The organism is Rhizobium sp. 768_B6_N1_8 (assembly GCF_051811225.1).
Lineage (GTDB): Bacteria > Pseudomonadota > Alphaproteobacteria > Rhizobiales > Rhizobiaceae > Rhizobium.
In genome coordinates this window covers 877,267-903,755 of sequence record NZ_JBPWPV010000001.1, presented here as the reverse complement: position 1 = coordinate 903,755, position 26,489 = coordinate 877,267, and the positions used below count along the sequence as shown (strand labels likewise).

General features: G+C 59.8%; 30 protein-coding genes. 14 read left to right on the top strand and 16 right to left on the bottom strand.

Annotated elements, in window-relative coordinates:
• The first annotated feature begins 91 nt into the window (after nt 1–91).
• From AB8B33_RS04535 to AB8B33_RS04500, 8 genes are all read left to right on the top strand, one after another.
• The gene (locus AB8B33_RS04535) at nt 92–508 is read left to right on the top strand and encodes an NUDIX domain-containing protein (RefSeq protein ID WP_037095812.1); all 417 of its coding nucleotides are present in this window, start codon (nt 92–94) and stop codon (nt 506–508) included.
• A 68-nt stretch (nt 509–576) separates the two neighbouring features.
• Nucleotides 577–1,047 carry a TIGR02301 family protein gene (locus AB8B33_RS04530; protein ID WP_439014500.1) on the top strand — a complete coding sequence of 157 codons (471 nt, stop codon included), beginning with the start codon at nt 577–579 and terminating at the stop codon, nt 1,045–1,047.
• A 103-nt stretch (nt 1,048–1,150) separates the two neighbouring features.
• Nucleotides 1,151–1,408, top strand: a complete 258-nt coding sequence (locus AB8B33_RS04525) for a hypothetical protein (RefSeq protein WP_007820178.1) — start codon at nt 1,151–1,153, stop codon at nt 1,406–1,408.
• Nucleotides 1,409–1,427: 19 nt separating this feature from the next.
• On the top strand, nt 1,428–2,180 hold the full coding sequence (locus AB8B33_RS04520) for a hypothetical protein (RefSeq protein WP_439014499.1): 753 nt from the start codon (nt 1,428–1,430) through the stop codon (nt 2,178–2,180).
• A 162-nt stretch (nt 2,181–2,342) separates the two neighbouring features.
• Nucleotides 2,343–3,182, top strand: a complete 840-nt coding sequence (gene ygfZ, locus AB8B33_RS04515) for a CAF17-like 4Fe-4S cluster assembly/insertion protein YgfZ (RefSeq protein ID WP_439014498.1) — start codon at nt 2,343–2,345, stop codon at nt 3,180–3,182.
• Nucleotides 3,179–3,787, top strand: a complete 609-nt coding sequence (locus AB8B33_RS04510) for an HD domain-containing protein (protein WP_113324903.1) — start codon at nt 3,179–3,181, stop codon at nt 3,785–3,787. The genes ygfZ and AB8B33_RS04510 overlap by 4 nt, the downstream gene beginning before the upstream one ends.
• On the top strand, nt 3,784–4,314 hold the full coding sequence (locus AB8B33_RS04505) for a tyrosine phosphatase family protein (protein WP_439014497.1): 531 nt from the start codon (nt 3,784–3,786) through the stop codon (nt 4,312–4,314). Before AB8B33_RS04510 ends, AB8B33_RS04505 begins: the two co-directional genes overlap by 4 nt.
• A 54-nt stretch (nt 4,315–4,368) precedes the next feature.
• Nucleotides 4,369–5,289 carry a mechanosensitive ion channel family protein gene (locus tag AB8B33_RS04500; RefSeq protein WP_439014496.1) on the top strand — a complete coding sequence of 307 codons (921 nt, stop codon included), beginning with the start codon at nt 4,369–4,371 and terminating at the stop codon, nt 5,287–5,289.
• Between the two features lies 1 nt (nt 5,290).
• Here AB8B33_RS04500 and AB8B33_RS04495 read toward each other — a convergent pair whose 3' ends face one another.
• Nucleotides 5,291–5,806, bottom strand: a complete 516-nt coding sequence (locus AB8B33_RS04495) for a superoxide dismutase family protein (RefSeq protein WP_310382817.1) — start codon at nt 5,804–5,806, stop codon at nt 5,291–5,293.
• Nucleotides 5,807–5,932: 126 nt separating this feature from the next.
• Nucleotides 5,933–6,274: a hypothetical protein gene (locus AB8B33_RS04490; RefSeq protein ID WP_439014495.1), complete on the bottom strand. Its 342-nt coding sequence runs from the start codon at nt 6,272–6,274 to the stop codon at nt 5,933–5,935.
• Between the two features lie 467 nt (nt 6,275–6,741).
• On the opposite strand from AB8B33_RS04490, the gene AB8B33_RS04485 reads away from it, so the two are divergent.
• From AB8B33_RS04485 to AB8B33_RS04475, 3 genes are all read left to right on the top strand, one after another.
• Nucleotides 6,742–8,643: a putative bifunctional diguanylate cyclase/phosphodiesterase gene (locus tag AB8B33_RS04485; protein ID WP_439014494.1), complete on the top strand. Its 1,902-nt coding sequence runs from the start codon at nt 6,742–6,744 to the stop codon at nt 8,641–8,643.
• 73 nt (nt 8,644–8,716) lie between these two features.
• Complete coding sequence (locus AB8B33_RS04480) at nt 8,717–9,361, top strand: HD domain-containing protein (protein WP_113324897.1); 645 nt, start codon at nt 8,717–8,719, stop codon at nt 9,359–9,361.
• Between the two features lie 9 nt (nt 9,362–9,370).
• Nucleotides 9,371–10,228, top strand: a complete 858-nt coding sequence (locus AB8B33_RS04475; RefSeq protein WP_439014493.1) for an MOSC domain-containing protein — start codon at nt 9,371–9,373, stop codon at nt 10,226–10,228.
• 8 nt (nt 10,229–10,236) lie between these two features.
• Here AB8B33_RS04475 and AB8B33_RS04470 read toward each other — a convergent pair whose 3' ends face one another.
• The 12 genes from AB8B33_RS04470 to rpoZ form a co-directional block, all read right to left on the bottom strand.
• The gene (locus AB8B33_RS04470) at nt 10,237–11,232 is read right to left on the bottom strand and encodes an aldo/keto reductase (RefSeq protein WP_439014492.1); all 996 of its coding nucleotides are present in this window, start codon (nt 11,230–11,232) and stop codon (nt 10,237–10,239) included.
• Nucleotides 11,233–11,340: 108 nt separating this feature from the next.
• A complete protein-coding gene (recO, locus tag AB8B33_RS04465) occupies nt 11,341–12,111 on the bottom strand; it encodes a DNA repair protein RecO (RefSeq protein ID WP_439014491.1) in 771 nt (256 codons plus the stop codon).
• Between the two features lie 54 nt (nt 12,112–12,165).
• Nucleotides 12,166–12,657, bottom strand: a complete 492-nt coding sequence (locus AB8B33_RS04460; protein WP_439014490.1) for a chemotaxis protein CheY — start codon at nt 12,655–12,657, stop codon at nt 12,166–12,168.
• A 222-nt stretch (nt 12,658–12,879) separates the two neighbouring features.
• Complete coding sequence (locus tag AB8B33_RS04455; RefSeq protein WP_439014489.1) at nt 12,880–13,632, bottom strand: Crp/Fnr family transcriptional regulator; 753 nt, start codon at nt 13,630–13,632, stop codon at nt 12,880–12,882.
• A 251-nt stretch (nt 13,633–13,883) separates the two neighbouring features.
• A complete protein-coding gene (era, locus tag AB8B33_RS04450; protein WP_310382807.1) occupies nt 13,884–14,822 on the bottom strand; it encodes a GTPase Era in 939 nt (312 codons plus the stop codon).
• A gap of 8 nt (nt 14,823–14,830) precedes the next feature.
• A complete protein-coding gene (rnc, locus tag AB8B33_RS04445) occupies nt 14,831–15,547 on the bottom strand; it encodes a ribonuclease III (RefSeq protein ID WP_113325270.1) in 717 nt (238 codons plus the stop codon).
• Nucleotides 15,544–16,287 carry a signal peptidase I gene (lepB, locus tag AB8B33_RS04440; protein WP_113325277.1) on the bottom strand — a complete coding sequence of 248 codons (744 nt, stop codon included), beginning with the start codon at nt 16,285–16,287 and terminating at the stop codon, nt 15,544–15,546. The genes rnc and lepB overlap by 4 nt, the downstream gene beginning before the upstream one ends.
• A 114-nt stretch (nt 16,288–16,401) precedes the next feature.
• Entirely contained in the window at nt 16,402–16,806 is a 405-nt protein-coding gene (gene acpS / locus AB8B33_RS04435; protein ID WP_439014488.1) for a holo-ACP synthase, read from the bottom strand.
• Between the two features lie 34 nt (nt 16,807–16,840).
• Nucleotides 16,841–17,431: a DUF2062 domain-containing protein gene (locus AB8B33_RS04430; RefSeq protein WP_439014487.1), complete on the bottom strand. Its 591-nt coding sequence runs from the start codon at nt 17,429–17,431 to the stop codon at nt 16,841–16,843.
• A gap of 145 nt (nt 17,432–17,576) precedes the next feature.
• On the bottom strand, nt 17,577–17,726 hold the full coding sequence (locus AB8B33_RS04425; protein WP_018115599.1) for a DUF3563 family protein: 150 nt from the start codon (nt 17,724–17,726) through the stop codon (nt 17,577–17,579).
• A 195-nt stretch (nt 17,727–17,921) separates the two neighbouring features.
• Nucleotides 17,922–20,156 carry a RelA/SpoT family protein gene (locus AB8B33_RS04420; RefSeq protein WP_113325272.1) on the bottom strand — a complete coding sequence of 745 codons (2,235 nt, stop codon included), beginning with the start codon at nt 20,154–20,156 and terminating at the stop codon, nt 17,922–17,924.
• Between the two features lie 159 nt (nt 20,157–20,315).
• On the bottom strand, nt 20,316–20,720 hold the full coding sequence (gene rpoZ, locus AB8B33_RS04415; protein WP_007820129.1) for a DNA-directed RNA polymerase subunit omega: 405 nt from the start codon (nt 20,718–20,720) through the stop codon (nt 20,316–20,318).
• A gap of 297 nt (nt 20,721–21,017) precedes the next feature.
• Here rpoZ and AB8B33_RS04410 point away from each other — a divergent pair, with 297 nt between their 5' ends.
• Entirely contained in the window at nt 21,018–21,599 is a 582-nt protein-coding gene (locus AB8B33_RS04410) for a LabA-like NYN domain-containing protein (protein ID WP_007820126.1), read from the top strand.
• A gap of 39 nt (nt 21,600–21,638) precedes the next feature.
• Here AB8B33_RS04410 and smpB read toward each other — a convergent pair whose 3' ends face one another.
• A complete protein-coding gene (smpB, locus tag AB8B33_RS04405; RefSeq protein ID WP_007820124.1) occupies nt 21,639–22,118 on the bottom strand; it encodes an SsrA-binding protein SmpB in 480 nt (159 codons plus the stop codon).
• A gap of 151 nt (nt 22,119–22,269) precedes the next feature.
• Entirely contained in the window at nt 22,270–23,154 is an 885-nt protein-coding gene (dapA, locus tag AB8B33_RS04400) for a 4-hydroxy-tetrahydrodipicolinate synthase (RefSeq protein ID WP_439014486.1), read from the bottom strand.
• A gap of 215 nt (nt 23,155–23,369) precedes the next feature.
• On the opposite strand from dapA, the gene AB8B33_RS04395 reads away from it, so the two are divergent.
• Both AB8B33_RS04395 and AB8B33_RS04390 read left to right on the top strand, forming a co-directional pair.
• Entirely contained in the window at nt 23,370–25,448 is a 2,079-nt protein-coding gene (locus AB8B33_RS04395; RefSeq protein WP_439014485.1) for a transglycosylase SLT domain-containing protein, read from the top strand.
• A gap of 64 nt (nt 25,449–25,512) precedes the next feature.
• Entirely contained in the window at nt 25,513–26,406 is an 894-nt protein-coding gene (locus AB8B33_RS04390) for an alpha/beta fold hydrolase (protein WP_439014484.1), read from the top strand.
• Nucleotides 26,407–26,489: the final 83 nt, after the last annotated feature.

Here is a 26,489-nt window from a genome sequence, read left to right as displayed (position 1 = left end):
ATCGTGGAACCATATTCCATGCAATGCCGACAGTTGCGCAAGGTGAGCCGCCCGTGGGATAAGGCGCCATCACAGCAAAGCGTGCGAAGCAATGACCTCCCAAGCCAAACCCGCCTCTTCCGCCATCCTTGAACGTGATGGCCGGTTCCTTCTCGTGCTCAGGCGAAACCCGCCTTCGGCCGATATGTATGCCTTTCCCGGTGGACGAGGCGAACCCGGCGAGACGCCCGAGGAAACGGCACTGCGCGAATTCCTCGAGGAGACCGGCATTCAGGCACGAAATCCGCGCCTGTTCTCCACCTATGACCTGAAGACGCATGCACCCGATGGCAGCATCAGCAGCCATTTCTTCCTCTCCGTCTTCCGCGTCGAGGCGGACCGCCACCTGGTGGCTGAAGCCGCCGACGATGCGGCAGCGATCGGATGGTACAGCGTGGAAGAGATCCGGCGCATGCCGGTGCCACAGAGCGTGCTCGAATGCGCGGAGCGGTTGGCCGCCGGTGAATGAGGCCCTCGCTAGAATAGAAGTGGAACTAGAATAGAAGTGGAAATTGCCGCATCCGCCTTGTTCCTGTCATGCTCCCTGTATCAACTGGGAGCATGATTCCCGTTCGACGCGTTGTTTTGTCATCTCTCGTCTTTGGCGGCCTCGTCGGGGCCGGTCCCACAATGGCGCAAGGTGGGGCGCAGGGCGGCAAGAATGCGCCTCCGCCGGTGGAGGAGATAGTGCCGCAGGTTGCGACCGTACCCTATGACGACAAGCTGGCGCGGCTGGCGGAGGTTCTGGGCTCGGTGCATTATCTGCGCACGCTCTGCAAGGCGCCGGGGGCGGACGAATGGCGGGCCGACATGCAGCAACTACTTGATTCCGAAACGAATGGGGAGCCGCAGCGCAAGGAAAAACTGACCGCAGCCTTCAATCGCGGATACCGAGCATTCGCCTCTGTTTACACGGATTGCACGCAGGCGGCCATCGTGGCAGAAGAGCGCTACCGTAACGAAGGTGCAACACTTGCCACAGAAATTACTTCGCGCTTTGGAAATTAACGTTTAATTAACCTGATTTCGCATGCGGCCGTGTCGTTTTGGGAAAAGGCTGTTAGTGTTGTTAACGTAGCGGTAAGACATGAGAAGTTCTGAGGAAAAGATAATGGAACCAAGCCTCAACGACATCGACGACATGATCGTCCACGAAAAGATGCAGGCGGCTCTGGAATACCAGAACGAGGCTTGGGCTGACGGCATGGCCGATGGTATCGAGCCTGAAATCATTGCCGATGCTGCGATTGCTCATGCGTTGCGCGAGACGATCAGACTGCATGGAGAAAACAGTGCCGAGGCCTTGCTGGACTCGTTGCGCGACCGCATGCTGGCAGGTGAGTTTTCCACCAACAGGACCCTGCAATAGGGGCAATACAGAGAGTCTCATGCGTACCGGTAAAGATATTTCCTCGCGAATTTCGCTCGCGCCGGTCCTGCTTGCCATCGGCCTCGCCGCAGGCAGCATGCTGTCCGCTTCTTCCGCCTACGCGCTTTCCGAACTTCAGAAGATCCCGGGCCAGGCCGATGCGCCTGCCACGGCGCAGCAGAGCCCACAGCAGCCGGCTCCACCGCAGAACGGTTCGTCAGGCATTCCCCAGCCAGATCCGCTCGTCAACAAAGAGAGCGGCCAGAGCGTCGACAAGACGCCAGGCGCATCCGACGATTCCAAACCCGTCGAAGTGATCTACGACATCAGCAAGGCGCCGGAACCGGTGCGCAAGATGCGCGAACAGATCGTCGAGGCGGCCGCCTCAGGCGATCTCGAACGCCTGCGCCCGCTGATGGGGACCGGTGCCGATCAGACCCAGGTGACGGTCGGCGAACCCACGGATGATCCAATCGGCACGTTGAAGGATCTCTCCGGCGATCCTGATGGCGACGAGATCCTCGCGATCATGCTCGACGTTATCTCGACTGGTTTCGTGCATGTCGGTCAGGGCACGCCCGAGGAAATGTATGTCTGGCCCTATTTTGCTGAAAAAGACTTGAAATCGCTGACACCGCCGGAACGCGTGGAGCTCCTGCGCATCGTCACGGCAGGCGATCTCTCCGACATGCAGGAATTCGGCGGCTATAATTTCTATCGCGTCGGCATTGCGCCGGATGGCAAATGGAAGTTTTTCACAGCCGGCGACTGACGCTGGAGCGCCGTGCGTCCATTCGGACGCACTAACTCCTTGAATCTACGCATCAGGCTTTTTGAAAATCGATTCCGATTTTCGGGCCGATACTGTAGAGCGCTTGCACCATCCGCTTCAAAGACTTACCTCTGAGCGATCACCAACGCGACAGGTTTCGCCATGCCAGCCGTATTCCTGAAAGACCGCTCGCTCATTGCCGTCGGCGGCGTGGAAGCAGAATCCTTCCTGCAGAATCTGATCACCACAGACATCGTCTCGCTCGGTGCGGACGAGGCGCGGCCGGGCGCATTGCTGACGCCGCAGGGCAAGATCTTGTTCGACTTCGTCATCTGGCGCGAGGGTGATGACTTCATCATCGAAACGGATGCGACCCAACGAGAAGCCCTGCTGAAGCGGCTGACCATGTATCGCCTGCGCGCGCCGGTGACGCTGACGCCAGGTGCCGAAGATGGTGTTACCGTTTCCTGGGGCGAGGATGCCGAAAAAGGCGTCAAGGACAGTCGCTTTGCCAAGGCTGATGTTACCGTTCTGCGTCGTGCCGGTCATCATGGCAGCGATGATGCGGCGCTCTACGATGCGTTGCGCATCGAGAATGGCATCGTCACGTCAGGACCTGATTATGCGCTTCAGGACGCTTTTCCGCATGATGTGCTGATGGATTTCAACGGCGGCCTCTCCTTCAAGAAGGGCTGCTATGTCGGCCAGGAAGTAGTGTCCCGCATGCAGCATCGCGGCACGGCACGACGCCGTGTCGTGACCGTTTCGGCCGGGACTGCGCTGCCTGCAAGCGGCACCGAAATAACCGCCAATGGCAAGCCGGTCGGCATGCTCGGCTCCGTCGAGGGGTCGAGCGGATTGGCGATCGTGCGCATAGACCGCGCAGGCGAAGCCATGGCATCCGGCACGCCGCTGCTTGCCGGCGATGTTTCCGTGACGCTCAGCCTGCCCGCCTGGTCCGGGCTCAGCTTCCCGACTTCCTCAGACGAGGCCAGCGCGTGACGACTGCGAAGGCTCCACGTGCCTGGCAACGCATGCTGTCCGGCCGGCGGCTCGATCTGCTCGATCCCTCACCGCTCGACGTCGAATTGAGCGATATCGCCCACGGACTTGCACGCGTCGCCCGCTGGAACGGCCAGACGTCGGGTGACCATGCCTTTTCCGTTGCGCAGCACTGCCTTGTCGTCGAATCCATCTTCCGGCATTTCAATGAGGCCACACCCGGCGATTGCCTGATGGCGCTGCTGCATGACGCGCCCGAATATGTGATCGGCGACATGATCTCCCCCTTCAAGGCCGTCGTCGGCGGCGGATACAAGACCGTCGAGAAGCGACTGGAAGCGGCCGTGCATCTGCGTTTCGGCCTGCCGCCGCACCCCTCCCGCGAGCTCAAGGACAAGATCAAGAAGGCCGATACGATCGCCGCCTATTTCGAGGCAACTGTCCTTGCCGGCTTCACGCCTGCGGAGGCGCAAAAATTCTTCGGTCAGCCGCGTGGTATCACCCGGGACATGCTCTCGATCGATCCCGTCCCGGCGCTCGAAGCGCAGCGGCTCTTCTGCGAGCGTTTCGCTGAGATCGAGGCGGAGCGGGGCATCGCGTCGTGACCGTGATCGTGGTTTCCCCACTGGCGCGCATCGCCGAAATGGCCGTGCGGCACAAGGCGCGCGAGATGATCAGCCTGATGGCAAAGGAGCAGGCCTTTCACCGGCCAGGTGTCATCAAGGCCGACCGGCATCTGCTGCTCAACATGAACGATATTGCCTTCAAGGGCACGGGCGATCTGGTGGCGCCCGACGAAAAGCATGTGCGGGCGATCATCGATTTTGCCGCCGGCTGGCAGCAGGAAGCACCGCTGCTCGTCCATTGCTGGATGGGCGTGTCGCGCTCGCCTGCCGCGGCGCTGATAGCGGCTCTCTCGCTCGCGCCCGAGCAGGAGGATATGGCGCTTACCCGGCGGCTGCGAACCGCCTCGCCCTATGCGACGCCGAATGCCCGGATCGTCGAAATCGGCGATGCGCTGCTTGACCGGCGCGGCCGGCTCGTCGATGCCGTGAGAGCCATCGGCCGCGGTGCAGACGCCGACGGCAACGCGCCCTTCGTGCTGACCGTCAGGGGCGATTCAAACGGTTGACGCTCCTCACCCCTGCTCCATCTAGCCCCCGACGAGGCATTCGAGGAGTACGTGATGGAACAGCAGGCCACCGACCTTATCATTGCAACCCGCTCAGCGCTCGATCAGGCGAGCGCGCTTGCCGTACAATATTCCTTTTCCATCCTCGGGGCGATCATCCTGCTCATCGTTGGCTGGGTGACGGCGAGCCTCATCAGCCGCTGGGCCTATGAGGGCATCTCGCGCGTACGCGGCATCGACGAGACGCTCGCCCGTTTCTTCACCAATGTGGTGCGCTATGCGCTGCTGGTGCTGGTCTTCGTCACCGTTCTCGGGCAGTTCGGCGTGCAGACGGCATCGATTATCGCCACACTCGGCGCCGCCGGCCTTGCCGTCGGTCTGGCGCTGCAGGGCACGTTGCAGAATATCGCTGCCGGCATCATGCTGCTCGTGCTGCGCCCGTTCCGCGTCGGGGAATATATTGAGACGAGCAGCGTCTCGGGAACGGTTCTTGAGATCGGCCTGTTTGCCACCGAGCTTAGAACCGGAGACGGTCTCTACCGGTTGGCACCCAATTCAACGCTCTGGAACACGCCGATCACCAATTACAGCCGCCAGCCGACGCGGCAGAACGAAGTGAAGATCAACATTACGCATCAGAACGATCTCGATCTCGCCATGGAGACGCTGATGAAGCTAGCAACCGCCGACAAGCGCGTACTCAAGACGCCGGCGCCGAGTGTCTTCATTGATAGTCTCAGCGACAGTGCGGTCAGCGTGACGTTGCGCTACTGGGCATCGACCGGCGACTGGTGGAGCCTCAGTCGCGACATGATCAAGCGCGTCAAGCTTGCCTTTGACAAAAGGGGCGAGGTTGGCGACGCTCCGGCGGAGGTTTCGAACGCTCCCGTTCCCGAACCGGCACGCGAGGAAGCGCAGGTCAGGGTTTCGGCCCGCAAGAGGACGCCGAAGACGTCCGCGCAAACGCAGCCATAACCTATTTGATCACGCCGCAGGCGATCCTGTCGCCGGCGCCGCCCGAAGGCTGGGTTCGATAATCATCGGAATCGGCATGCACCATCAGCGCGCGGCCACGCACACCATCCTCCTTGCCGTCGAGCGAGATCATGGTGTCGAAGACCTGTGCGCGCAGGATGCCGTCCTGACCGACATATTGGTTCGGCATATCGCCGGCATGCGGTCCCTTGGCGGCCAGGAAACCATGCTCGGCCTTGGTCGGATTGAAATGACCGCCGGCCGATTCGTGATGGGTCGCGGCATCGCAGCGGCCGGTCTCATGAATATGAAAGGCGACCCATTTATTGACGGGCAGGCCGGAGATTTCCGCCTCGATGAAGACACCACCATTGGCCGCAGCGGTGAGTGTGGCGCGGCCGGCCTCCTTGCCGTCAGGGCCGATAAAATTTGCCGTCGCCGTCTGCTTGTCCTGGGCAAAGCCTTGGGACGCCGCCGCAAGCAGCCCGAGGGCAGCGATGGTGCATATGATTTTCATCAGGTTTCCTTCCGTTTCGGGGACTGTGTCCCAACGCCTCACGAGGGAAGGTGTTCCTGCCTGCATAAAAGGCAAGAAAAAGCCGGCCACGAGGCCGGCTCGACTTCTGCAGTCTACGACTAAGGCTCAGGCGGCGATACCGAGATCGAACTCGCCGTAGGTATTGCGATAGATCTGCATCGCCTGGTCATCAGCATCAGGAGCAACCTGCTGCAGCGCATAGGGAACGGCCGTGCCGGTTGCCGAGCCGTTGTCGCTGTATTCCATCATGAGCGCGACGAGGCTGCTCGGATATTTCGGCTGCGTATTATCGCCATCATCATCTTCGAGAAACTCTCTGATGATGCCGGGCTTCTCATCTGCCGCACGTTCCGTGCGGCTCAAGACGCCGTCACCATTGGCATCAAGCCGCGAGAGCGTTGCCAAATATGCATAAGAGATGTCTGGAACTGATGAAATAACAGTCATACAAACCTCCGTTCACCGCTTCTTCCGGTGAGAGTCTGTACGCAATACGCGGGTGGGAAATATCAAGGACTGGATTGTTGACTAAACTGATTTGCGGCTTCGGTCAATAAGCTGTTAACACTCGATTAACCATAGTTGACAAAGTGTAACGACCCATTTCCGCGGCACTTTCCAATTGCCTCAAAAAGCCAGGTTTCCTCGGTATTTCAGTAGTTTGCGAGATACACGCAAATTGCCGGCTAGCTATAATGGCCGGGAGTTGCAACCGATTATTAATCGGCCCGGTAGAAGATGCCGCCTGCGAGTTGCCGGAAATGGCCACCTGCTGCTTACAAAAAATGATTCTTGCATCCATTTTAGAGAGGTCTTTTTCATGCCCGGCTCGATATGGCACCTTTGCCAGTCGAAGACGCCTTCGCCTTTTGCCATGCTTCCATCGCAATCGTCCCGCGAGGGGACTCGTGCGCATGAAAGCTGAGACGCTTTTCTGGCAACAGTGCACGCAGGCCGTCGATGAGGACGGATCGATCGATGCAGAGCATCTGATGGAGCTCGTCATCGCGACCTATCGCAGCCATGAAAGCGAATATGATGAAATCGAGCGCAGCGCCGGGACGCTGCTCATCGAAAACCGCGAACTGCAGAAAACGATCAGTTCCACCACGCAGGCCCTTGCGGAACAGCGCAAGCTCTTCGAAATTGTCCTGAACAACCTGCCGCTCGGCCTCAGCGTGTTCGATGCGGACCAGCGGCTGACCCTTTCCAACCTGCGCTTCCGCCAGCTCTTCGGCTTTAGCGACGGCGATGTCACGCCCGGCACCACGATTGCCGACCTGATGCACAAGACGCGTGGCACCGAGCAGGCCGGTGCCAGGACACGCAGCAGGAAGGAAGGCCAGGGAGCTTCCTCGAAGGCAGGACGCATCCGTCGGCGCGAATGGCTGATGGATGACGGCCGCATCATCCAGAGCGTCGTTACCATCCTTGCCGACGGCAGCAATATCGCCATCCATGCCGACATTACCGAAGACCGCAAGGCCGCCGAGCGCATTACCTATCTCGCCCATCACGATCCGCTGACCGGTCTGCCGAACCGCATTCGCTTCCGCGAGCAGCTCGATGCGGCCCTTGCCGAGCGCAAGGAAGACGAGCAGATCGCGCTCGTGCATCTCAATCTCGACCGGTTCAAGTCGATCAACAATACGATGGGTGTTTCTGCTGGCGACAAGATCCTGCAGCAGGTCGCAGAGCGCATCCGCGCCTCGGCCGGCTCGGAAAACATTCTTGCCCGTCTCGGCTCGGACGAATTCGCGATCCTGCAGACGCACCGCCAGCAGCCGTGGAACATCACAGCACTTGCCGACCAGATCCGCCGTGAGCTCAGCGAACCCTTCTTCCGCAGCGACAAGCAGGTGGAACTCAGTGTTTCCATGGGCATTTCGATTGCCCCTGACGATGCTGTCGAGACCGACAAGCTGCTGCGCAATGCGGCGATGGCACTCTCCCACGCCAAGGCGGACGGGCGCCGGCATGAACGCTTCTTCACCGTCGAGATGGACGAGAAGATGCAGGCCCGTCACGCGCTGGAGGCCGACCTGCGGGCTGCCGTGCACAACGAGGAATTCGAACTTCACTACCAGCCGCTCTACGACCTGACGCAGCATCGCATCTGCGGCTTCGAGGCGCTGATCCGCTGGAATCATCCAGTGCGCGGCCGGGTCTCGCCGATGGATTTCATTCCGCTTGCCGAAGAGGTCGGCCTCGTGGTCGATATCGGCCGCTGGGTTTTACGCCGCGCCTGCAACGATGCAGCGCAATGGCCCGAGGATATCAAGATTGCCGTCAATGTCTCGGCTATCCAGTTCAGCAGCAGCGACCTGCCGAAGGATGTCGGCGAGGCGCTTGCTGCCGCAGAACTTTCTCCTTCGCGTCTCGAACTGGAGATCACCGAAAGCGTGCTGATGGAAAATCGTGATGAGGTAATGCCGATCCTGCATGCGCTCAGGGAACGCGGCATCCGCATCTCCATGGACGATTTCGGGACGGGCTATTCGTCGCTGAGCTACCTCTCGAGCTTCCCGTTCGACAAGATCAAGATCGACAAGTCCTTCGTGAACGACATCGCCGAGAACAGGGAAGCACATGCGATCATGCGTGCGATCATCCTGCTTGGCGATGCGCTTGGCATGCGCGTGACCGTGGAGGGCGTGGAAACCGCAGAGCAGATGGCGCTGCTCGAACGCGAAGCGTGTGACGAGATCCAGGGCTATTATATCAGCGCCCCAAAACCGTTTGGCGATGCGACCCGCATGCTGTCCATGCCGCCAAAGGCGAATGGCATTACGCCGTTCGCCAAATTCCGGCGCTGATCTCGGCACGTTGCGACTCGCCGGCCAAGCCGTTATCGACGGTATACGAACCCTTTGAAAACCGGTGACGACGATGTTCAAGGCCGAAGCCTTCTCTCCCCACGAGTCTCTGGCTGTGGAGCTCATTCCACATGCGACCGAGGGTGACGACGGGTCCCACGACCTCGCCCATATCCTGCGTGTCTTCCGTAATGCCATGCGCCTCCACGCCGCAGAAGGCGGCAAGGGCCACGTGCTGGCCGCTGCCGTTCTGCTGCATGATTGCGTCGCCGTCGAGAAGAATTCGCCGCTGCGCGCCCAGGCATCGGCACTCGCCGCAGAAAAAGCGTCGCGGATATTGAAAGAGCTTGGATGGGGCGATGAGGATATCGCTGATGTCGCCCATGCGGTGACCGCGCACAGCTTCTCGGCGAACGTGCCGCCGGAAACGCTGGAGGCGAAAATCCTGCAGGATGCCGACCGGCTGGATGCCATCGGCATGGTCGGCGCGGCGCGCTGTTTCTATATTGCAGGTCGGCTCGGATCGGGCCTCTACGATCCTTTCGATCCGGCTTCCGAGGACCGGCCGCTCGATGACAAGCGTTATGCGATTGACCATTTCCAGACGAAGCTGTTCAAACTGGCGGATGGTTTCCAGACCCGGACCGGCCGCGAACTGGCCGCAGCCCGCGACAGGAGCCTGCGCGACTTCCTCGCGGCATTTATGGATGAAATCTAGGAGCCTATGATGCGTGTCAGCGATCTCTTCATCTACCCGCTCAAGAGCGCCCGCGGCATCGCCCTGCCCTTTACCGAGATCGATGCCTATGGCCTGCCCGGCGACCGGCGCGCCATGGTGACGGACGCGGACGGACATTTCATTACGCAGCGCGAGCTCCCGACCCTTGCCCGCATCGACGTACGGCCCGAGGCCGGCGCCTTCCGGTTGATGATGCAGGGCGAGCCTGACATCGCCGTACCGCCGCCGCATCCGGACCGGCGGCTCGATGTCACGGTCTGGAAATCGGTCGTCAGCGCTGCCGTTGCCGACGATGACAGCAATGCCAGACTTTCGGAATGGCTCGGCCGCGCGGTGAAACTCGTCTTCTTCGACGGTGCTGCCAAACGAACGGCCAATGCCGAATGGGCAGGCGAAAACACACCGGTCACCTTTACCGACGGCTACCAGATCCTGGTGACGACGACGGGATCGCTGACGGCGCTGAACGCCGATCTCTCGGCCCATGCCGAAGGCGGCATCGGCATGGAGCGCTTCCGGCCGAATATCGTCATAGACACGGACGAGGCCTGGGCCGAGGACCGCTGGGCTGCGATCGAGATCGCGGGCATCCGCTTCGACCTCGTCAAGCCCTGCGCCCGCTGCATCATGACGACACAGGACCAGTTGACGGGTTCACGCGAGGTGGCGAACCCCATGCCCGCCATGGGCCGCATCCGCATGTCGGGAGACCGGCGCGTGCCTGGTCCGCTTTTCGGCTGGAACGTGACCCCGCGCGGTACCGGCAGGGTCGCGATCGGCGACGAGGTGAAGATCATCGATGCGCGGCCGGAAGGCTGGACCTTCAAGGTTCGTGCCCGAGCCTGAACCCGGTCTCAGACACCGGCAAGTGCCGCGTCGATCTCCGCCATCACATCGGCCGGCAATGGACCCTTTTCCAGTGCGCCGGCATTTTCCTCGACCTGGGCCACGGTCCGGAAACCGGGAATGGGCAGGGTGCGCAGCGAGCGCGCCCAGAGCCAGGCGAGCGCGCCCTGCGTCAGCGTGCGTCCCTCAGATGTGAGCAGACTGCGCACGGCGTCGAGCCTTGCGGCGAATTCGGGCGCGATACGCCCATCCTTGAAATAGATCATCCATTCGAGTGCTGCGCCGCGCACGTCCTTGGCGCCCACGGCCTTGTCCGGCGTGAACTTGCCTGTCAGCAGGCCCATGGCCAGCGGACCGCGATTGATGGAGATGAGGCCGTTCTTCTCGACGACATCGATCATCTGGGGCACGGGCTCGAAGACGTTCATCGTATGCTGGATCGAGACGAAGCCGGGGCGGCGGGCATGGCGGGCAGCGCGATCGGGGAAATCCGTGCTCCAGCCGAATGCATCGATCTTGCCCTCCGTCCGCAGGGCCTGCAGCGTATCGAAGACCTCGTCGGACTGATCCAGCGGAAAATCATTGATGTGGAATTGCAGGAGGTCGAGGCGCTCCCGTGTCAGCCGGCGGAGCGACGTCTCGACGGACTGGCGGATGAAGGCCGGATCGGCAAAGGCACCGGTCGCCTGCTTCGTCTCCGGATTGGTGGCAAAGCCGAACTTGGTGGCGATGACGATGTCGGCGCGATTGCCGATCGCCTGTCCCAGAACCTCTTCCGAATGGCCGGCGCCGTAATTCGAGGCCGTATCGAAAAAGCGAATGCCAAGGTCGATCGCGCGGTTGATCGCGGCGATGGATTCATTGTCGTCCACCTCGCCCCAGCCGAGCGGCGTATCGCCCGCGAAGAACGGACCGCCGATCGCCCAGCAGCCCATGCCGAGGCGGGGAACCTCCTGCCCGTTCCAGAGCGTGATGGTGGTCGATGTATCGGGCCTGGTCAGCATGGCTTCCTCCTTGAGCGCATAGACTTTCCGTTGCCGGAGAGATAGGGATGCGGCGCGTGGGGGTAAACCGCCAAAACTGAAGACCGTTTTGCAGGGATGAAAAGCCGTTCAGGCAGAAAGTTCATCCGGCCGTAGAAGCGTCCGCGCAGCCGGATTCAGCGCTTTGAGTGCCGCTTGAACGAAACCTTCACGCGCTGCCGAAGCCTCCAGACCACGCGGTTCATAGACATGGCGATGCAGAAAGAATCCAGTCAGACGGAATGCTGCCGTGAGGCTTTCGAAATCGGCCGCATGGTTTTCCTGCACACTCAGGAATGCCGGCAAAACCAGCATCTTGTCGGCCCAAGGCTCTCCGGCACCACGGCTCACGGCACGGCCGGATTTCGGCGAGACATAGGCGAGATCGGCGCGGGTCCCTGTCGCCGCACATTCGGTAAGATCGAGCCCGAAGCCGAGGTCGTTCAGCACCGCAAGCTCGAAACGTACGAAAAGCTCACCGGCATCGGTGGGATTGTGGAGATGATCGAGGATGACTTCCAAAGCCTCGAAGAGATGCGGATGCGGATCGCGCTCCGGCAGCAGGCGCAGAAGGGCGCCCATGGCCTGCACGCCGTAAACGGCGGTCGCCGTCTCCATCAGCCGTGCGGCGCGCAGCTTTACCGGTTCGAGGCGGAATTCACCGAGATGTTCATCCAGCCGGGCACGCCAGGTGACTTCCACCTCATTGCCGGGCTGCAGCACCGGCTGCATGGTGCGCGAACGGCCGGAGCGAACGAGACCGAGATGACGGCCGCGCTCACGTGTCATCACCTCGGCGATGACACTCGTCTCGCCGTGGCGCTTGACGCCAAGAATGATCGCCTGGTCCTGCCATTGCATCGGAAAACCGTCCTTCAGCCTGCCGATCCATTTTAAACCACGGCTCGAACTATGTCATTCCGCCGGCGACGGGAAAAGCTTCTGGAGGAAGTCGCGCATCGCATTCTCATCGAAAGGCTTGACGAGAAGGGGCACATCCTGAAGGTCGGTCGGGAAATCCTGCGTATCGGAATAGCCGCTAACGAAGCCGAACGGAATATTGGCCAGCGACAGATCGCGCGCGAAATCGAAGCTCATCGCCTCTCCCAGATTCACGTCGAGAAGCGCGAAATCGTAATCCGCGACCTGGATTGCGTCCCTGGCCTGATCGACGCTATTGGCAATATCGATGGTATCAGCACCAACGAGGCGCAGGATGTCCTCCGCCTCCATCGCGATGATCAGACTGTCTTCCAGGACCAGAACACGGGTTCTTGCGTTCATGATCTCCATGCCCCTCGTGAAGCGCAAACATTGCAGCGCTTCGGCCTTTTTGCAAACATCATTCCGTCGGTACCCCGCCTGGACCGTTGACGGTGGTTGCCCACCATAACTGAATAGCCACATTTTTGTCTCCGGTCGATAAAAACGAAAGTCGGAGGAAAGATGACGTGACTCTAGTTTCCCTGACGCCAATTTGCATTTAAAAAAGACATCAAGGTTGACCAATCCGACCGGGAGAGATTCTAAAGCGTGTCGCGATCTTTCAGATCCGCTCGCAACGCTTTAAGTTATTGTTTGGCGCATGTCGTTGTCGCAAAACCGCTGCACAGTTTTGTGCGACATGCTTTAGATGAAAGGGCGCTTTCCTTCGCGCAGTCCTTCCCAGCCGGCCATCTGCATCAGCCCCTCCCCGTCCAGCACGTCGCAGCCGCGCTCCTGCCAACGGATCAGGTTGCGTCCTGCAAGCTTTTTCAGGGTCTTGTTGGTGTGAACGATCGAAAGACCAAGCGTGTCGGCAATATGCTGCTGCGTGATCGGGATAACATTGCGGCCGTTGAAAAGGTTGAGCTTCCTTGCGCGTTCAAACAGGAAGGCGATGAGATAGGCGGCTCTTTCGAGTGCCGTACGACGGCCGATGCTCAACAGGTGCTCGTCGAGAATGCGCTCCTCCTGCGCCGCGATCCAGGTAATATCGAAGGCAAGCGAAGGGTGCTTGTTATAAAGGGTCATCAGCTTGTCGCGCTCGAAGACGCAGAGCGTCACCGGCGACAGGGCCTCCACCGAATGCTGCATCTCGCCCATGATCGTACCCTGCAAGCCGATCAGGTCGCCCGGCATGATGTAGTTCAGGATCTGCCGGCGGCCATCCTCCAACATCTTGTAGCGGAAGCCCCAGCCTGAGAGCACTGTAAAGAGATGGGCGCTGTGGGCACCTTCGACCAGGACGGTCGCACCGGCATCGACGGCCAGTTCGCCCCTTTTGAATGTCGAAACGAATTCCAGCTCGTCGCGGCTGAACTCCCGGAAATGCGGCAATGGCCGCAACGGACACTGCTCGCAGGGCGTCTTGAAGGAATGGGTGGGTTTTGCCGTCGCCATCTTGTCCCTGCTGTCGCAAAAACCGGCGCTGCAGGGTGCAGCGCCGTTGGCAGATCAATGCGCAGGCAGGCCGATTTGTTCCTTGGAACAGGCAGCGATTTTTATAGAAAAACAAAGGACTGAGTGCCCCTTGTCAGTTTTCTCGTCAAACTAAAGCGCGTCGCGATCTTTCAGATTCGCTTGTCGCGCTCCAGGTTCTTGTTTTCGCATGTTGTTATCGCAAAACCGCTGTACACTTTGCGCGATATGCCTTAGCGCGGAAATTCGAGGCCCATTTCACGGAAGCGCTCGGGATCATCGCCCCAGTTCTCACGCACCTTGACGAACAGGAAGAGATGGACTGGCTGTTCAAGGATTTCCGCCAGCTCGCGGCGCGACGCCGATGAGATCGCCTTGATCGTTTCGCCGCCCTTGCCGAGTGCGATCTTCTTCTGGCTGTCGCGCTCGACATAAATGACCTGTTCGATGCGCACGGAGCCATCCTTGCGCTCTTCCCATTTTTCCGTCTCGACATGCGAGGAATAGGGAAGCTCCTGATGCAGGCGCAGGAAAAGCTTCTCGCGGGTGATTTCGGCGGCGAGCTGGCGCATCGGCAGATCGGAGATCTGGTCTTCCGGATAATACCAGGGGCCTTCCGGCAGGGTCTTTGCCAGATAATCCATCACATCGTCGCAGCCTGAACCGTTCTCTGCCGAGATCATGAAGGTCTGCTCGAACTCAACCTTCTGGTTTGCAGTTGCGGCAATCGCCAGAAGCAGCTCGCGATTGACGCGGTCGATCTTGTTGAGAACGAGGATCTTCCTCTGGGGAACATCCTTCAGGCCTTCGAGAATCGCTTCGGCATCACCACGCAGACCGCGTTCGCTGTCGATCAGCAGCATGATGAGATCGGCATCCTTGGCACCACCCCAAGCGGATGTGACCATGGCGCGATCGAGGCGGCGGCGCGGCTTGAAGATGCCGGGCGTGTCCATAAAGACGATCTGCGCGTTGTTGTGGATGGCAATGCCACGCACGATGGCGCGCGTCGTCTGCACCTTGTGGCTGACGATCGACACCTTGGCGCCGACGAGGCGGTTGACCAGCGTCGACTTGCCGGCGTTGGTCGGGCCGATCAGGGCGACGAAGCCGGAATGCGTCGGATTGCTTTCAGCGGAGCTTTCGGCCGCCATTTCGTTTTCTTCTGTCATTGATCCCGTCAATTTCCGGCAGATGTCGACTGCCAAATGCCTTCGCGCTCGAGCATTCTCGTCGCGGCGACCTGTTCTGCGGCGCGCTTAGAGCGCTCTATGCCTGTTTCCGGTGCAACGCCAGCGACTTCTACAGTCACCTTGAAGCGCGGATCATGATCCGGTCCGCTGCGTTCTTCAACCCGGTAGACGGGCGTGACGCCATATTTGGCGTGCGACCATTCCTGCAACTCGGTCTTCGCATCACGGCGGGCGCCATCGGCACGCACCGCCCTGCCCTCCCAATAGCGCAGAATGAAGCGGCGGGCGACCTCCAGGCCGCCATCAAGATAGAGCGCGGCGATCAGGCTTTCGACGACATCGGCGCGCACGTTCATCATGCGCTTGCCGGTCAGTTTCTTTACGTCGGCACCGGTGCGGATATAGAGGTGGAGATTGAGTTCGTCGGCAACTGCCGCGCAGGTTTCGGCGCTGACGAGCTGGTTCAGGCGCACCGAAAGCTCGCCTTCGGTCGCGGCACCGAAGGTGCGAAACAACAACTCGGCGATACAGAGCCCGAGAACCCTGTCGCCGAGAAATTCAAGCCGCTCGTAATTGCCCTTGTCGGTGCGCGCGCTGGCGTGGGTCAGCGCGCGGTCAAGACGTTCCTTCTCGGCAAATTCATGCCCGATCAGGGTTTCAAGCTTTGCGCGGTCCGCCGCTGAGAGCGCCTGCGCCTTGCTCATTCAACAACCTTGAAGAGACGGTCCCAGCGCATGTTGGTCGGCCATTTCCAGATTTCGCGGAAGGACGTATCGTTGCCCAGCGAGAAGAAGATGACGCTGGCGCGGCCGACAAGGTTTTCCGCCGGGACAAAGCCGACGTCGAAGCGGCTGTCGAGCGAGTTGTCGCGATTATCGCCCATCATGAAGTAATGGCCTTCCGGAACGATGAACTCGCGGGTGTTGTCGCCGCGAGAAACCGGCGACTGGTCGAGCGTATCATAGGTCTTGCCATCATCCAGCGTCTCGCGGAACACCGGCACGTCCTGGCCCGGATCGAGCTTGTAGTCGGAGTTGAAAGTGCCATCGGGCACCTTCGGAACCGGCTTGCCGTTGATGTAGAGAATACCCTCGGTGACCTGGATATGATCGCCCGGAAGGCCGACGACGCGCTTGATGTAATCGACCTCAGGATTCGGCGGGAAACGGAAAACGACGATATCGCCGCGCTTCGGATCGGAACCAAAAATGCGGCCGCTGAAAATGTCAGGCGAGAAAGGCAGCGAATATTTCGAATAGCCGTAAGCAAATTTGTTGACGAAGATATAGTCACCGACCAGCAAGGTCGGCATCATCGAGCCTGAGGGAATGGTAAAGGGCTGGAACAGGACAGTTCTGATAATCATTGCCAGGACGAGAGCCTGGATGATGACCTTGATATTTTCCCAGAGGGCATTCGGCTTGGCTTCGACTTTTTCGGACACGCAGTCTTATTCCTTCAAGACGCCATGAAGGCGCATTTCTTTCTGATGTTCTCTCTAGCGGCTTCGGCCGGTGGCGGCAATAACGACAGCATTAAAAGCGACGAGACGTCGCTATCATACGGCATTCGGCAGCGCTTCGATGATCACAAAAGCCTGAGCCAAGGGATAATCATCCGTTATTGTCAAATGAATGGCGGCCTTATGGCCGGCCGGCAGCATGGCCTCAAGGACGGTGGCGGCACCGCCCGTCAACTGCATCGTTGGCTTACCGCTCGGCAGGTTGACGACGCCCATATCCTTCCAGAAAACGCCCTGCGAAAGCCCGGTGCCGAGTGCCTTGGAGCAGGCCTCCTTGGCGGCGAAGCGCTTGGCATAGGATTCGGCGCGGTTGGCGCGGCGATCCGAGCGCGCACGCTCGATCTCGGTGAAACAGCGATGCGTGAAGCGCTCACCAAAGCGCTCGATGGATTTCTCCACGCGCCTGATGTCGATGAGGTCGCTGCCAATGCCGATGATCATGCGAGAGGCCTTTCGGGATAGAACTGCTTCGGGCTCAGACGGTCGGCATCTCGGTGGCGGGATCGCCGAGCCTGAGACGCGCACGTTCCATCAGCCGGGCGCGGCGACGCGCCTGAAAGCCCCTCACGGTGTAGAATGTCAGTACATAAAGCGCAACCGAGGTGATAGCCGCCGGCGGGATGGCGCCGATCAGCATCGGCTCCAGCACCGGTTTCCAGAGTTCCGTGAATTGCAGCTTGTGGAAGAGCTCAGCAAGATCGATCGTCTGTCCGGCCATCTGGTCCTGCCGGCTGAGCAGCAGGTGGCCGACTTCCCAGGTAATGCCCCAGATGAAGGGATAGGTCAGCGGATTACCGAAGGCCGCGCAGCCAAGTGCCGCCGCCACCATATTGCCCGACAGGAAATAGGTGATCACGAAGGCCATGACGAAATGCACGCCGATAAAGGGTGTCCACGAAACGAAGACACCCGCAGCGACGCCCACCGCAACGGCATGCGGCGAGGCAGTCAGGCGCAGGACGCGCATCATGAGATATTTTGGCGGGCGCAGAAAACCCTTGCGAGGCCATACGAGCTCTCGCAGCTTTTCCTTAAATCCCGCAGGCTTGCGACGGCGAAACAACATGGCGCGTATTTAGTGCAGTGCACACCGCCATGACAAGAGCGGCAAATGGAACCGCTTCACAAACAGGCCGTCTATTCTTCTTTTCTTCCAAGGGGCGTGGACCATGCATAACGCCCCCTTCCTTACGTCAAGTATATCTCAGTGATTAGCGATTACGGAAGATGCCGCGATCGACCTGACGCTGACGATATTCAAGATCAATACGGTCATGCGAGCCATTGAGATATGCCATTTCACGTTCCTGAGCGGTCGGAGCGCGAAGGGCGCGGGCGAATTTCCTGATCGGTTCAAACATTGCTTTGCCTCATCTTCGTTTCATTTCTTGATGACCAGAAGATAGTCGCGGCAACGGTTAATTACTACCGCTGTAACCGGAGCACAGCCATGCAGAGGGCGCATGGCTTGCCTTTTCAATATGCCGATTCGGCCATTAAATGATCACAAAATATGCAAAGCGCAATTTTGCGATCGGCAAAACTTTAATAAATTCCTACTCGTAGAGGCGCCGGACCGTCGCGATGCAGTCCAGGTCCTTGAGCTGAGAGAGAAGCTGGTTCAGCTGACGCAGGTCCCAGACTTCCACTTCCAGCACCATTTCGGTGAAGTCGGCGGCCACACGTACCGTGTTCAGCATGCGGATATTGACGTCGAGGCTTGCGACCGTCTGCGCCACCTTAGCCAGCGTGCCGGGCTCGTTCAGCGCGTTGACCATGATGCGAGCCATGAACCGGGATTTGTTGGCCTCATCGAGATCCCAGCGTACGTCGATCCAGCGATCCGGCTGATCATCGAAGCGCTGCAGCGATGGCGACTGGATGGGATAGATGGTGATGCCCTTGCCCTTTTCCATGATGCCGACGATGCGATCGCCGGGCACGGCGCCGGTCGGCGAGAACTTGACGTCGACATTGCCGGAGAGGCCGCGGATCGGCACGATATCGGGATCGCTCTCGGTGGAGGCGCGCTCGCCATCGAGATCGGCCTTGGTCTTGCCGGGGATCTTGAAGATCATGCCCGCGGCGCTGCGGACATTGAACCAGCCCTCGTCGCCGGCCGGCTTGACGGTGACGCGCTCGTCCTGATGATCGGGATAGACGGCGCGCAGCACGTCGAGCGAAGACATTTCGCCGCGGCCGACGGCAGCGATCGCATCTTCCACATCCTTCTGCCCCAGCCGGTGGAGGGCCGGCTTCATGGCGTCACGCGAGAAGATCTTGCCGGCGCGCTCGAAGGTGCGCTCCAGGATGCGGTGGCCGAGACCGGCATATTGTTTGCGGATCGCCATGCGCGTCGCGCGGCGGATGGCTGCGCGCGCCTTGCCTGTCACGACGATCTCTTCCCAGGCGGCCGGCGGCACCTGCACGCCGGAGCGGATGATCTCCACTTCGTCGCCATTGTTGAGGCGGGTCACCAGCGGCATGATGCGGCCATTGATCTTGGCGCCGACGGTCGTGTCGCCGATGTTGGTATGAACGGCATAGGCAAAGTCGATCGGTGTCGCACCGCGCGGCAGGGCAATCAGCTTGCCCTTCGGCGTGAAACAGAAGACCTGATCCTGAAACAGCTCGAGCTTGGTGTGCTCGAGGAACTCTTCGGGGCTGTCACCTTCGGCGAGCGCCTCGATCGTGTGCCGGAGCCAGGAATAGGCATTGCTTTCGCGCGAGAGGATATCGCCATCGGCATTGGTGGCGCCGTCCTTATAGAGCGTATGAGCGGCAATACCGAACTCGGCGATCTCATGCATGCGCTTGGTGCGGATCTGCAGTTCGATGCGCTGCATCGACGGGCCGACGATGGTGGTGTGCAGCGACCGGTAGTCGTTCTGCTTCGGGGTCGAGATATAATCCTTGAAGCGGCCGGGCACGACGCGCCAGCGCGTATGCACGATGCCGAGCGCACGGTAGCAGGAGGGAATATCCTCGACGATGAGGCGGAAACCGTAGACATCGGAAAGCTGCTCGAAGGAGAGCGACTTCGACTGCATCTTGCGGAACACCGAATAGGGCTTCTTCTGCCGACCCTTGACATAGGCAGTCGCCAATCCATTGGCGATCAGCAGGTCGCGCAGTTCGGCCTCGATCTTCTTGACCAGACCTTCATTGCGCTTCGACAGTTCCTCGAGGCGCTTGGTGACAGTCTCGTAGGCTTCCGGGTTCATGTGCCGGAAGGAGAGCTCCTCCAGCTCCTCGCGCATGTCCTGCATACCCATGCGGCCGGCGAGCGGCGCATAGATTTCCATCGTCTCTTCAGAAATGCGCGCGCGCTTTTCCTGGGACATATGGTCGAGAGTGCGCATGTTGTGGAGACGATCGGCAAGCTTGACCAGCAGGACGCGTACATCATCGGAAATGGCAAGCAGCAGCTTACGCAGATTTTCCGCCTGCTTGGCCTTCTTGGTGACGAGATCGAGCTTCTTGATCTTCGTCAGGCCCTCGACCAAGCGGCCGATATCCTCGCCGAAGAGTTCGTCGATCTCGGCGCGGGTCGCCGTCGTATCCTCGATCGTGTCATGCAGAAGGGCGACTGCAATCGTCGATTCATCGAGATGCATGTCGGTCAGGATGGCGGCCACTTCGAGCGGATGCGAGATGTAAGGGTCGCCGCTCGCTCGCTTCTGCTGCCCATGCTTCTGCATGGCGTAGACATAGGCTTTGTTCAGCAGAGCTTCGTTGGCATCGGGCTTGTATTTCTGAACCCGCTCCACGAGCTCGTACTGCCGCATCATTCCAAAGCCACTCCAATAAAATAAAAGCGCGCCAATCGCAGATTGGCGCACACATGGGCAATATTATGCCTAAGCTTTACAGGCGCAAGATTGATGATTGGTAATCGTCGATCTTTTGCCGCGCAGGAAGCCCCGGCCGTTCAAGGGCCAGGGATGCGCTTAGTAATCGTCGCTCTTTTCCGGCGGGACGAGACCTTCGATACCGGCCAGAAGCTCCTCTTCCGACATCTGGTCGAAGGTGATCGTTTCCGGCAGGTCGTCCTGCTCTTCGCTGTCGGCATTAGCCGTTGCACCGGCGGCGATCAGGCTTGCCGGATCGGGCTCGGGCTCGTCCACTTCCACATGCTTCTGCAGCGAATGGATCAGGTCTTCCTTCAGATCGTCAGGAGACAGGGTCTCATCAGCGATTTCTCGCAGAGCCACAACCGGATTCTTGTCGTTGTCGCGGTCGATGGTAATCGACGCACCCTGGGAAATCAGCCGGGCGCGATGGCTGGCGAGCAGAACCAGCTCGAAGCGGTTCTCTACCTTGTCAATGCAATCTTCTACTGTGACACGGGCCATTGCCTGTCCTTTGCGGTCGTCTTTTCGGGATTAACACGCCCGATACAATTAAAACCGGGCAAATTCAAGTTTTTCGTTAGGGTCCCCTCGCCTTTATCCGCAGCCGGTCTAAATTTCCATGCACAATATGACATTTCCACCGGGGGTTGCTTGGAATATCCCGAATCGTGCCCTAAATCTTTCATATATGAATAATTCATAAAGTACGGAACAGCTCGACGCCACATCCGCAAGCCGCTGTTTTTATTAGGCTTAGTGGCTTATGGATTTCGATTACTCTCTTTGGATTGGTAAGCGATGTTTGACCCACGCGAAAAAATTGCACTATTCATAGACGGCGCCAACCTTTACGCTGCATCCAAGAGTCTGGGCTTTGATATCGATTACCGCAAGCTATTGAAAGCATTTCAGAAACGTGGATATCTGCTGCGCGCATACTACTATACCGCGCTTATCGAAGACCAGGAATATTCCTCGATCCGTCCTCTCATCGACTGGCTTGATTATAACGGCTACAAGGTCGTGACGAAGCCCGCCAAGGAGTTTACCGACTCCATGGGACGGCGCAAGATCAAGGGCAATATGGATATCGAGCTCGCAATCGATGCCATGGAACAGTCCGAAACGGTCGACCATCTCGTCATCTTCTCCGGCGACGGCGATTTCACCAATCTGGTCGAAGCGCTGCAACGCAAGGGACGCAAGGTTTCGGTCATTTCGACCATGTCGACCCAGCCGCCGATGATCGCCGACGATCTGCGCCGCCAGGCCGATCACTTCATCGATCTTCTGTCGCTGAAAGCCGAGATCGGCCGAGATCCTTCCGAACGCCCGCCGCGTCCTGCCGAAGTAGCACCGGCCAGCGATTTCGAAGACTGAATCTTCATTCACGAATAGCATGATGCTGCAGGCAAAGAGTCAGCCGTTGTCTTTCAACAGACGACTCTTCTGCCTGTTCCAATCGCGCTCCTTCTCGGATTCGCGCTTGTCGTGAAGCTTCTTGCCCTTCGCGAGCGCCAGCTCGATCTTGGCGCGGCCCTGATCGTTGAAGTAGATCTTCATCGGGATCAGTGTCATGCCTTCGCGATTGATGCCCGCGCGCAAACGGTTAATCTCACGCCCGGACAAAAGCAGCTTGCGGCGGCGACGCGGCTCATGGTTGAAGCGGTTCGCCTGCAGATATTCCGGCAGATAGGAATTGATCAGCCAGATCTCACCATCCTCATCGGAAGCGTAGGATTCGGCGATATTGGCCTTGCCTTCGCGCAATGACTTGACCTCGGTGCCCATCAGCACCAAGCCCGCCTCATAGGTATCGATGATCTCGTAGTTGAAGCGGGCCTTGCGGTTTTCCGCAACGACCTTCTTCACGATACGCTGGCTGCCTTTGGGGGCCATGACGATAATTCCATTAGAGGGGCGCGAATGCCGCGCCCTCATTTCCTGTTATCTATGTAGGAGAACGGCCCGGTCTTGTGAAGACGGGCCGGGTTTACGCTTAAGGCATGTCGTTATCGCAAAACCGCTGCACAGTTTTGCGCGACATGCTTTAGTTCAGCAGGCCGGCGTGACGCATAGCGGCGTCGATCGCCGCTTCCGTCGAGGGCTCGAGCGATGACATCAGCGGCGAGCGCACGCTGCGGCTCATGCGGCCGAGCTTTGCGAGGCCGTATTTCGCGCCACAGACGCCGGGTTCCATGAAGACTGCCTTATGCAGCGGCATCAGCCGGTCCTGCAGCTCCAGCGCCTTGGTGTAATTTCCTGCGGTCGTCGCTGCCTGGAACTCGGCACAAAGGCGCGGCGCGATGTTGGCCGTCACCGAGATGCAGCCAACGCCGCCATGGGCGTTGAAGCCGAGAGCCGTCGCGTCCTCGCCGGAAAGCTGCTGGAACTCCTTGCCGCAGGTGATGCGCTGCTCGGAGACACGCTCGATCTTGCCGGTCGCATCCTTGACGCCGACGATATTCTTGTGCGCCTTGGCAAGCGCACCCATCGTCTCCGGCGTCATGTCGACGACCGAACGGCCGGGGATGTTGTAGATATAGATCGGCAGCTTCACGGCCTCGGCGATCGCCGAATAGTGAGCGATCAGCCCCTTTTGCGTCGGCTTGTTGTAATAGGGCGTGACGACCAGAACGGCGTCCGCCCCGACCTTCTCGGCATGCTGGGCAAGTTCGATCGCTTCACGCGTATTGTTCGAGCCGGCGCCGGCCATGACGGGCACGCGTTTGCCGGCAACTTCGATGCAGAGCTCCACCACACGTTTGTGCTCGGCATGCGACAGCGTCGGCGACTCACCAGTCGTGCCGACCGGAACGAGGCCGCTGCTGCCCTCCCCGATCTGCCAGGCGACATGGGCGGCGAAGCTGTCTTCGTCGATCAGGCCGGCATCGGTGAAGGGGGTTACGAGCGCGGGGATGGACCCATTGAACATGCAAAGCTCCTCACGGCCGATATCCTTGCTTCAGCCGCATTCCATGAATAAGAGTTGCGCACCATAGAGCGGCGAAAAGGCTGCGACAAGCGCGCATAGGTCGGTTAGGGCAAATTCCGATAGCAAATGTGAATGAATTTTACCCGAGACGGTAAGGTTTCATTAAGATGCCTCCAGCCAAATGGAGGGGCATGGTTTCGTTGCGAGTAATCCGGATGAAGAGAGCCGTTCTGATCCTGTCCGTCTTCGGCCTGGTGGCCGCGGCATGGGGCAGCGTTGCATCGCCGCTCCCCGGCGAGGGCGCCCCTGCGCCGGCCGTCAAGCCGCTGGGTTTCGTGCCGGAAACCGCGTCTTTCCCCGAAGCGATCACGACCGGGTCCATTCCGCGCAATGCGGCGATCGCCCCCGTCAACAGCGATCTGAAGGCTGGCCTCGATGCGCTCTCCAACAAGGATCCGCAACAGGCGCTTGCCATCCGCAATACGATGGCGGCAGGTACACTCGACCGCCATATCCTGACCTGGGCAATCGCCACTTCCGGCCTGAAAGGCGTTCCCTCCTATGAGATCGCCAGTGCTTCGGACGAGCTGAATGGCTGGCCAGGTCTGGAACGTCTACGCGGCAATTCCGAGCGTGCGCTTTATGACGAGAACCCAGCCCCAGCCGCCGTGCTGAACGCCTTCGGCGATACGGCGCCCGAGACGTGGCAGGGCGCGATCATTATGTCGCGCGCGCTCGTAGCAACCGGCAAGTCTGCGCAGGCGGCAAAATATATCGGCAAGATCTGGCACGGACAGGCGCTCGACAAAGCAACCGAAGACAAGATCCTGGCCGAATTTGCCGGCCTGCTGACCGCCGCCGACCACAAGACGCGGATGGACTACCTGATGTATCGCGGCCGCGTGGCACAGGCCAAGCGCTTCGGCGACATGGGCCAGGCGCAATCGCTCTACAAGGCCTGGGCTGCCGTCGACAACAATGCTGGCAATGCCGGCGCATTGCTGAATGGGATCGATGCGAAATGGCGCAGCGATCCGGGCTTTCTCTTCGCGCGCATCGAATATCTGCGCAAGCAGGACAAGTATCTCGACGCCGCCAAGCTCTTGCAGCAGATACCGCGCGACCGAAGCGAGCTGATGAACTCGGGCGAGTGGTGGAACGAGCAGCGGATCATCAGCCGCGGCCTCGTGGACCAGGGACAGTTCAAGGCGGCTTATCAGATCGTCGCCGCCTCCGTCGCGACGGTGCCGACGGATATCGTCGAAGCGCAGTTCCATGCCGGCTGGTATGCGCTGCGCGGACTGCAGGACCCGACGACGGCCGAGACGCATTTCCACAAGATCCTGCAGGTTTCGAACGGCCCGCTTTCCGTTTCCCGTGCCTGGTACTGGCTCGGGCGATCGGCGGAAGCCGGCGGGCCGGGCAAGGCCAGCGAATTTTTCACCAAGGCTGCGAATTTTCCGGGCACCTTCTACGGCCAGCTTGCGGCCGAGCGGCTTGGACGGAAGACACTGAATGTCACCTATCCGTCGCCGACGGCGGCCGACCGACAGAGCCTGCAGCAGCGCGAGGCCGTGCAGGCGATCGGGCGGCTCGAATCGGCCGGTCATGGCTGGCGTGCGGCAGCCATTTACCTGGCACTGGCCGAGCAGCTTCAAAGCCCTGGCGAGCTCGCAATCCTGACGGCCAAAGCCGAGCAGGCGGGCGACCATCATCTTTCACTGCAGATCGGCAAGATCGCCTATGGGCGCGGTATCGATGTCGCGGCGCTGGCCTTTCCGGTTGGCGTCATTCCCGCCAACGCCAATATATCCGGCTCCGGCAAGGCGCTCGCCTATGCGATCGCTCGACAGGAAAGCGCCTTCAATCCGGCCGCCGTTTCGGCCGCCAATGCCCGTGGCCTGCTGCAGCTCCTGCCGGGCACGGCCCAGGCCGTCGCCAAGCGGAACAACATCACCTATTCCAAGGACAAGCTGACAGCCGATGCCGGCTACAACGCAACGCTCGGCGCGCATTATCTCGGCGAGCAGATCGACGCCTTCGGCGGCTCCTATATCCTGACTTTCATCGCCTATAATGCGGGACCGAAGCGCGTGCCAGAATGGATCGGCCGCTATGGTGACCCTCGCGGCAAGCCTATCGACGAAATCGTCGACTGGATCGAGCGCATCCCCTTCCCCGAGACGCGCAACTATGTGCAGCGGGTGATGGAGAATTACGAGGTCTACAAGGCCCGCCTGGGTCAGACACCGGACATCGAGCGCGACCTCATCGGTGGCCGCGGCGCGACCTGAGGCCGATTGGCAGACTTGCCGAAAGCACGCTACATCTCGTTCTGGCGGACGGGATGGAGATGTCATGGCTGACGCAGTCACGAACGGGTTTACCGAAAAATTCTATGGATCAACCGATGGGCTGAGGCTTTACGCCCGTAACTACCAGCCGACCGGCGGAGATACCGACCGGTTGCCGGTCGTCTGCCTGCCGGGCCTTACGCGCAATGTCCGCGATTTCCACGAACTTGCATTGATTCTGTCGCGCGACGCAGCTTTCCCACGGCGTGTCATGGCATTGGACTATCGCGGACGTGGCCTGTCTGATCGGGATGATAACAAGGCGAATTACAATCTCGCTGTCGAATGCGGCGATGTGATTGCCGCCTGCGCTGCGTTCGGCATCGACCGCGCCATCTTCATTGGGACCTCGCGCGGCGGGCTAATCCTGCATCTGGTGGCGGCAATAAAGCCGGAACTGCTCGCAGGCGTCATCTTGAACGATATCGGCCCAGTCATCGAGCCCGCCGGGCTGATGGCGATCAGGGACTATCTCAACCGTCCTCGCAAACCTCAAAGCTGGAGTGAGGCGGTCGATATCCTCAAGGAGAATCACGGTGCTGCCTTTCCCGCACTTGGTCTCACCGACTGGGAGGGCATGGCGCACGCCATCTATCGGGAACAGAATGGCGTACCTGTCGCCGACTATGATCCGGCCATTGCCGAGCAGTTGAAAACAGTCGATTTCAGCAATCCCCTGCCCGACCTCTGGCAGCAATTCGAGGGGCTGCGATCTATACCGCTGCTGGTGATTAAAGGAGAGACCTCCAATCTGCTATCGCGGGAGACGATGGATGAAATGGCGAAGCGGCATCCGGGAATGGTGCAGACCTTGGCACAAGGCCAAGGCCACGCACCGCTTCTGCATCTCGGGGACATTCCGACGGTGATCCGAACGTTTATCAGTGAACTCGGCTAATTCCGCTCCAGCTCCCCACCTAAGTTTTCACCGACTTCCAGATCGCCCATATGCGTCGGCCTTCCGGCAGAAACGAAAAAGCC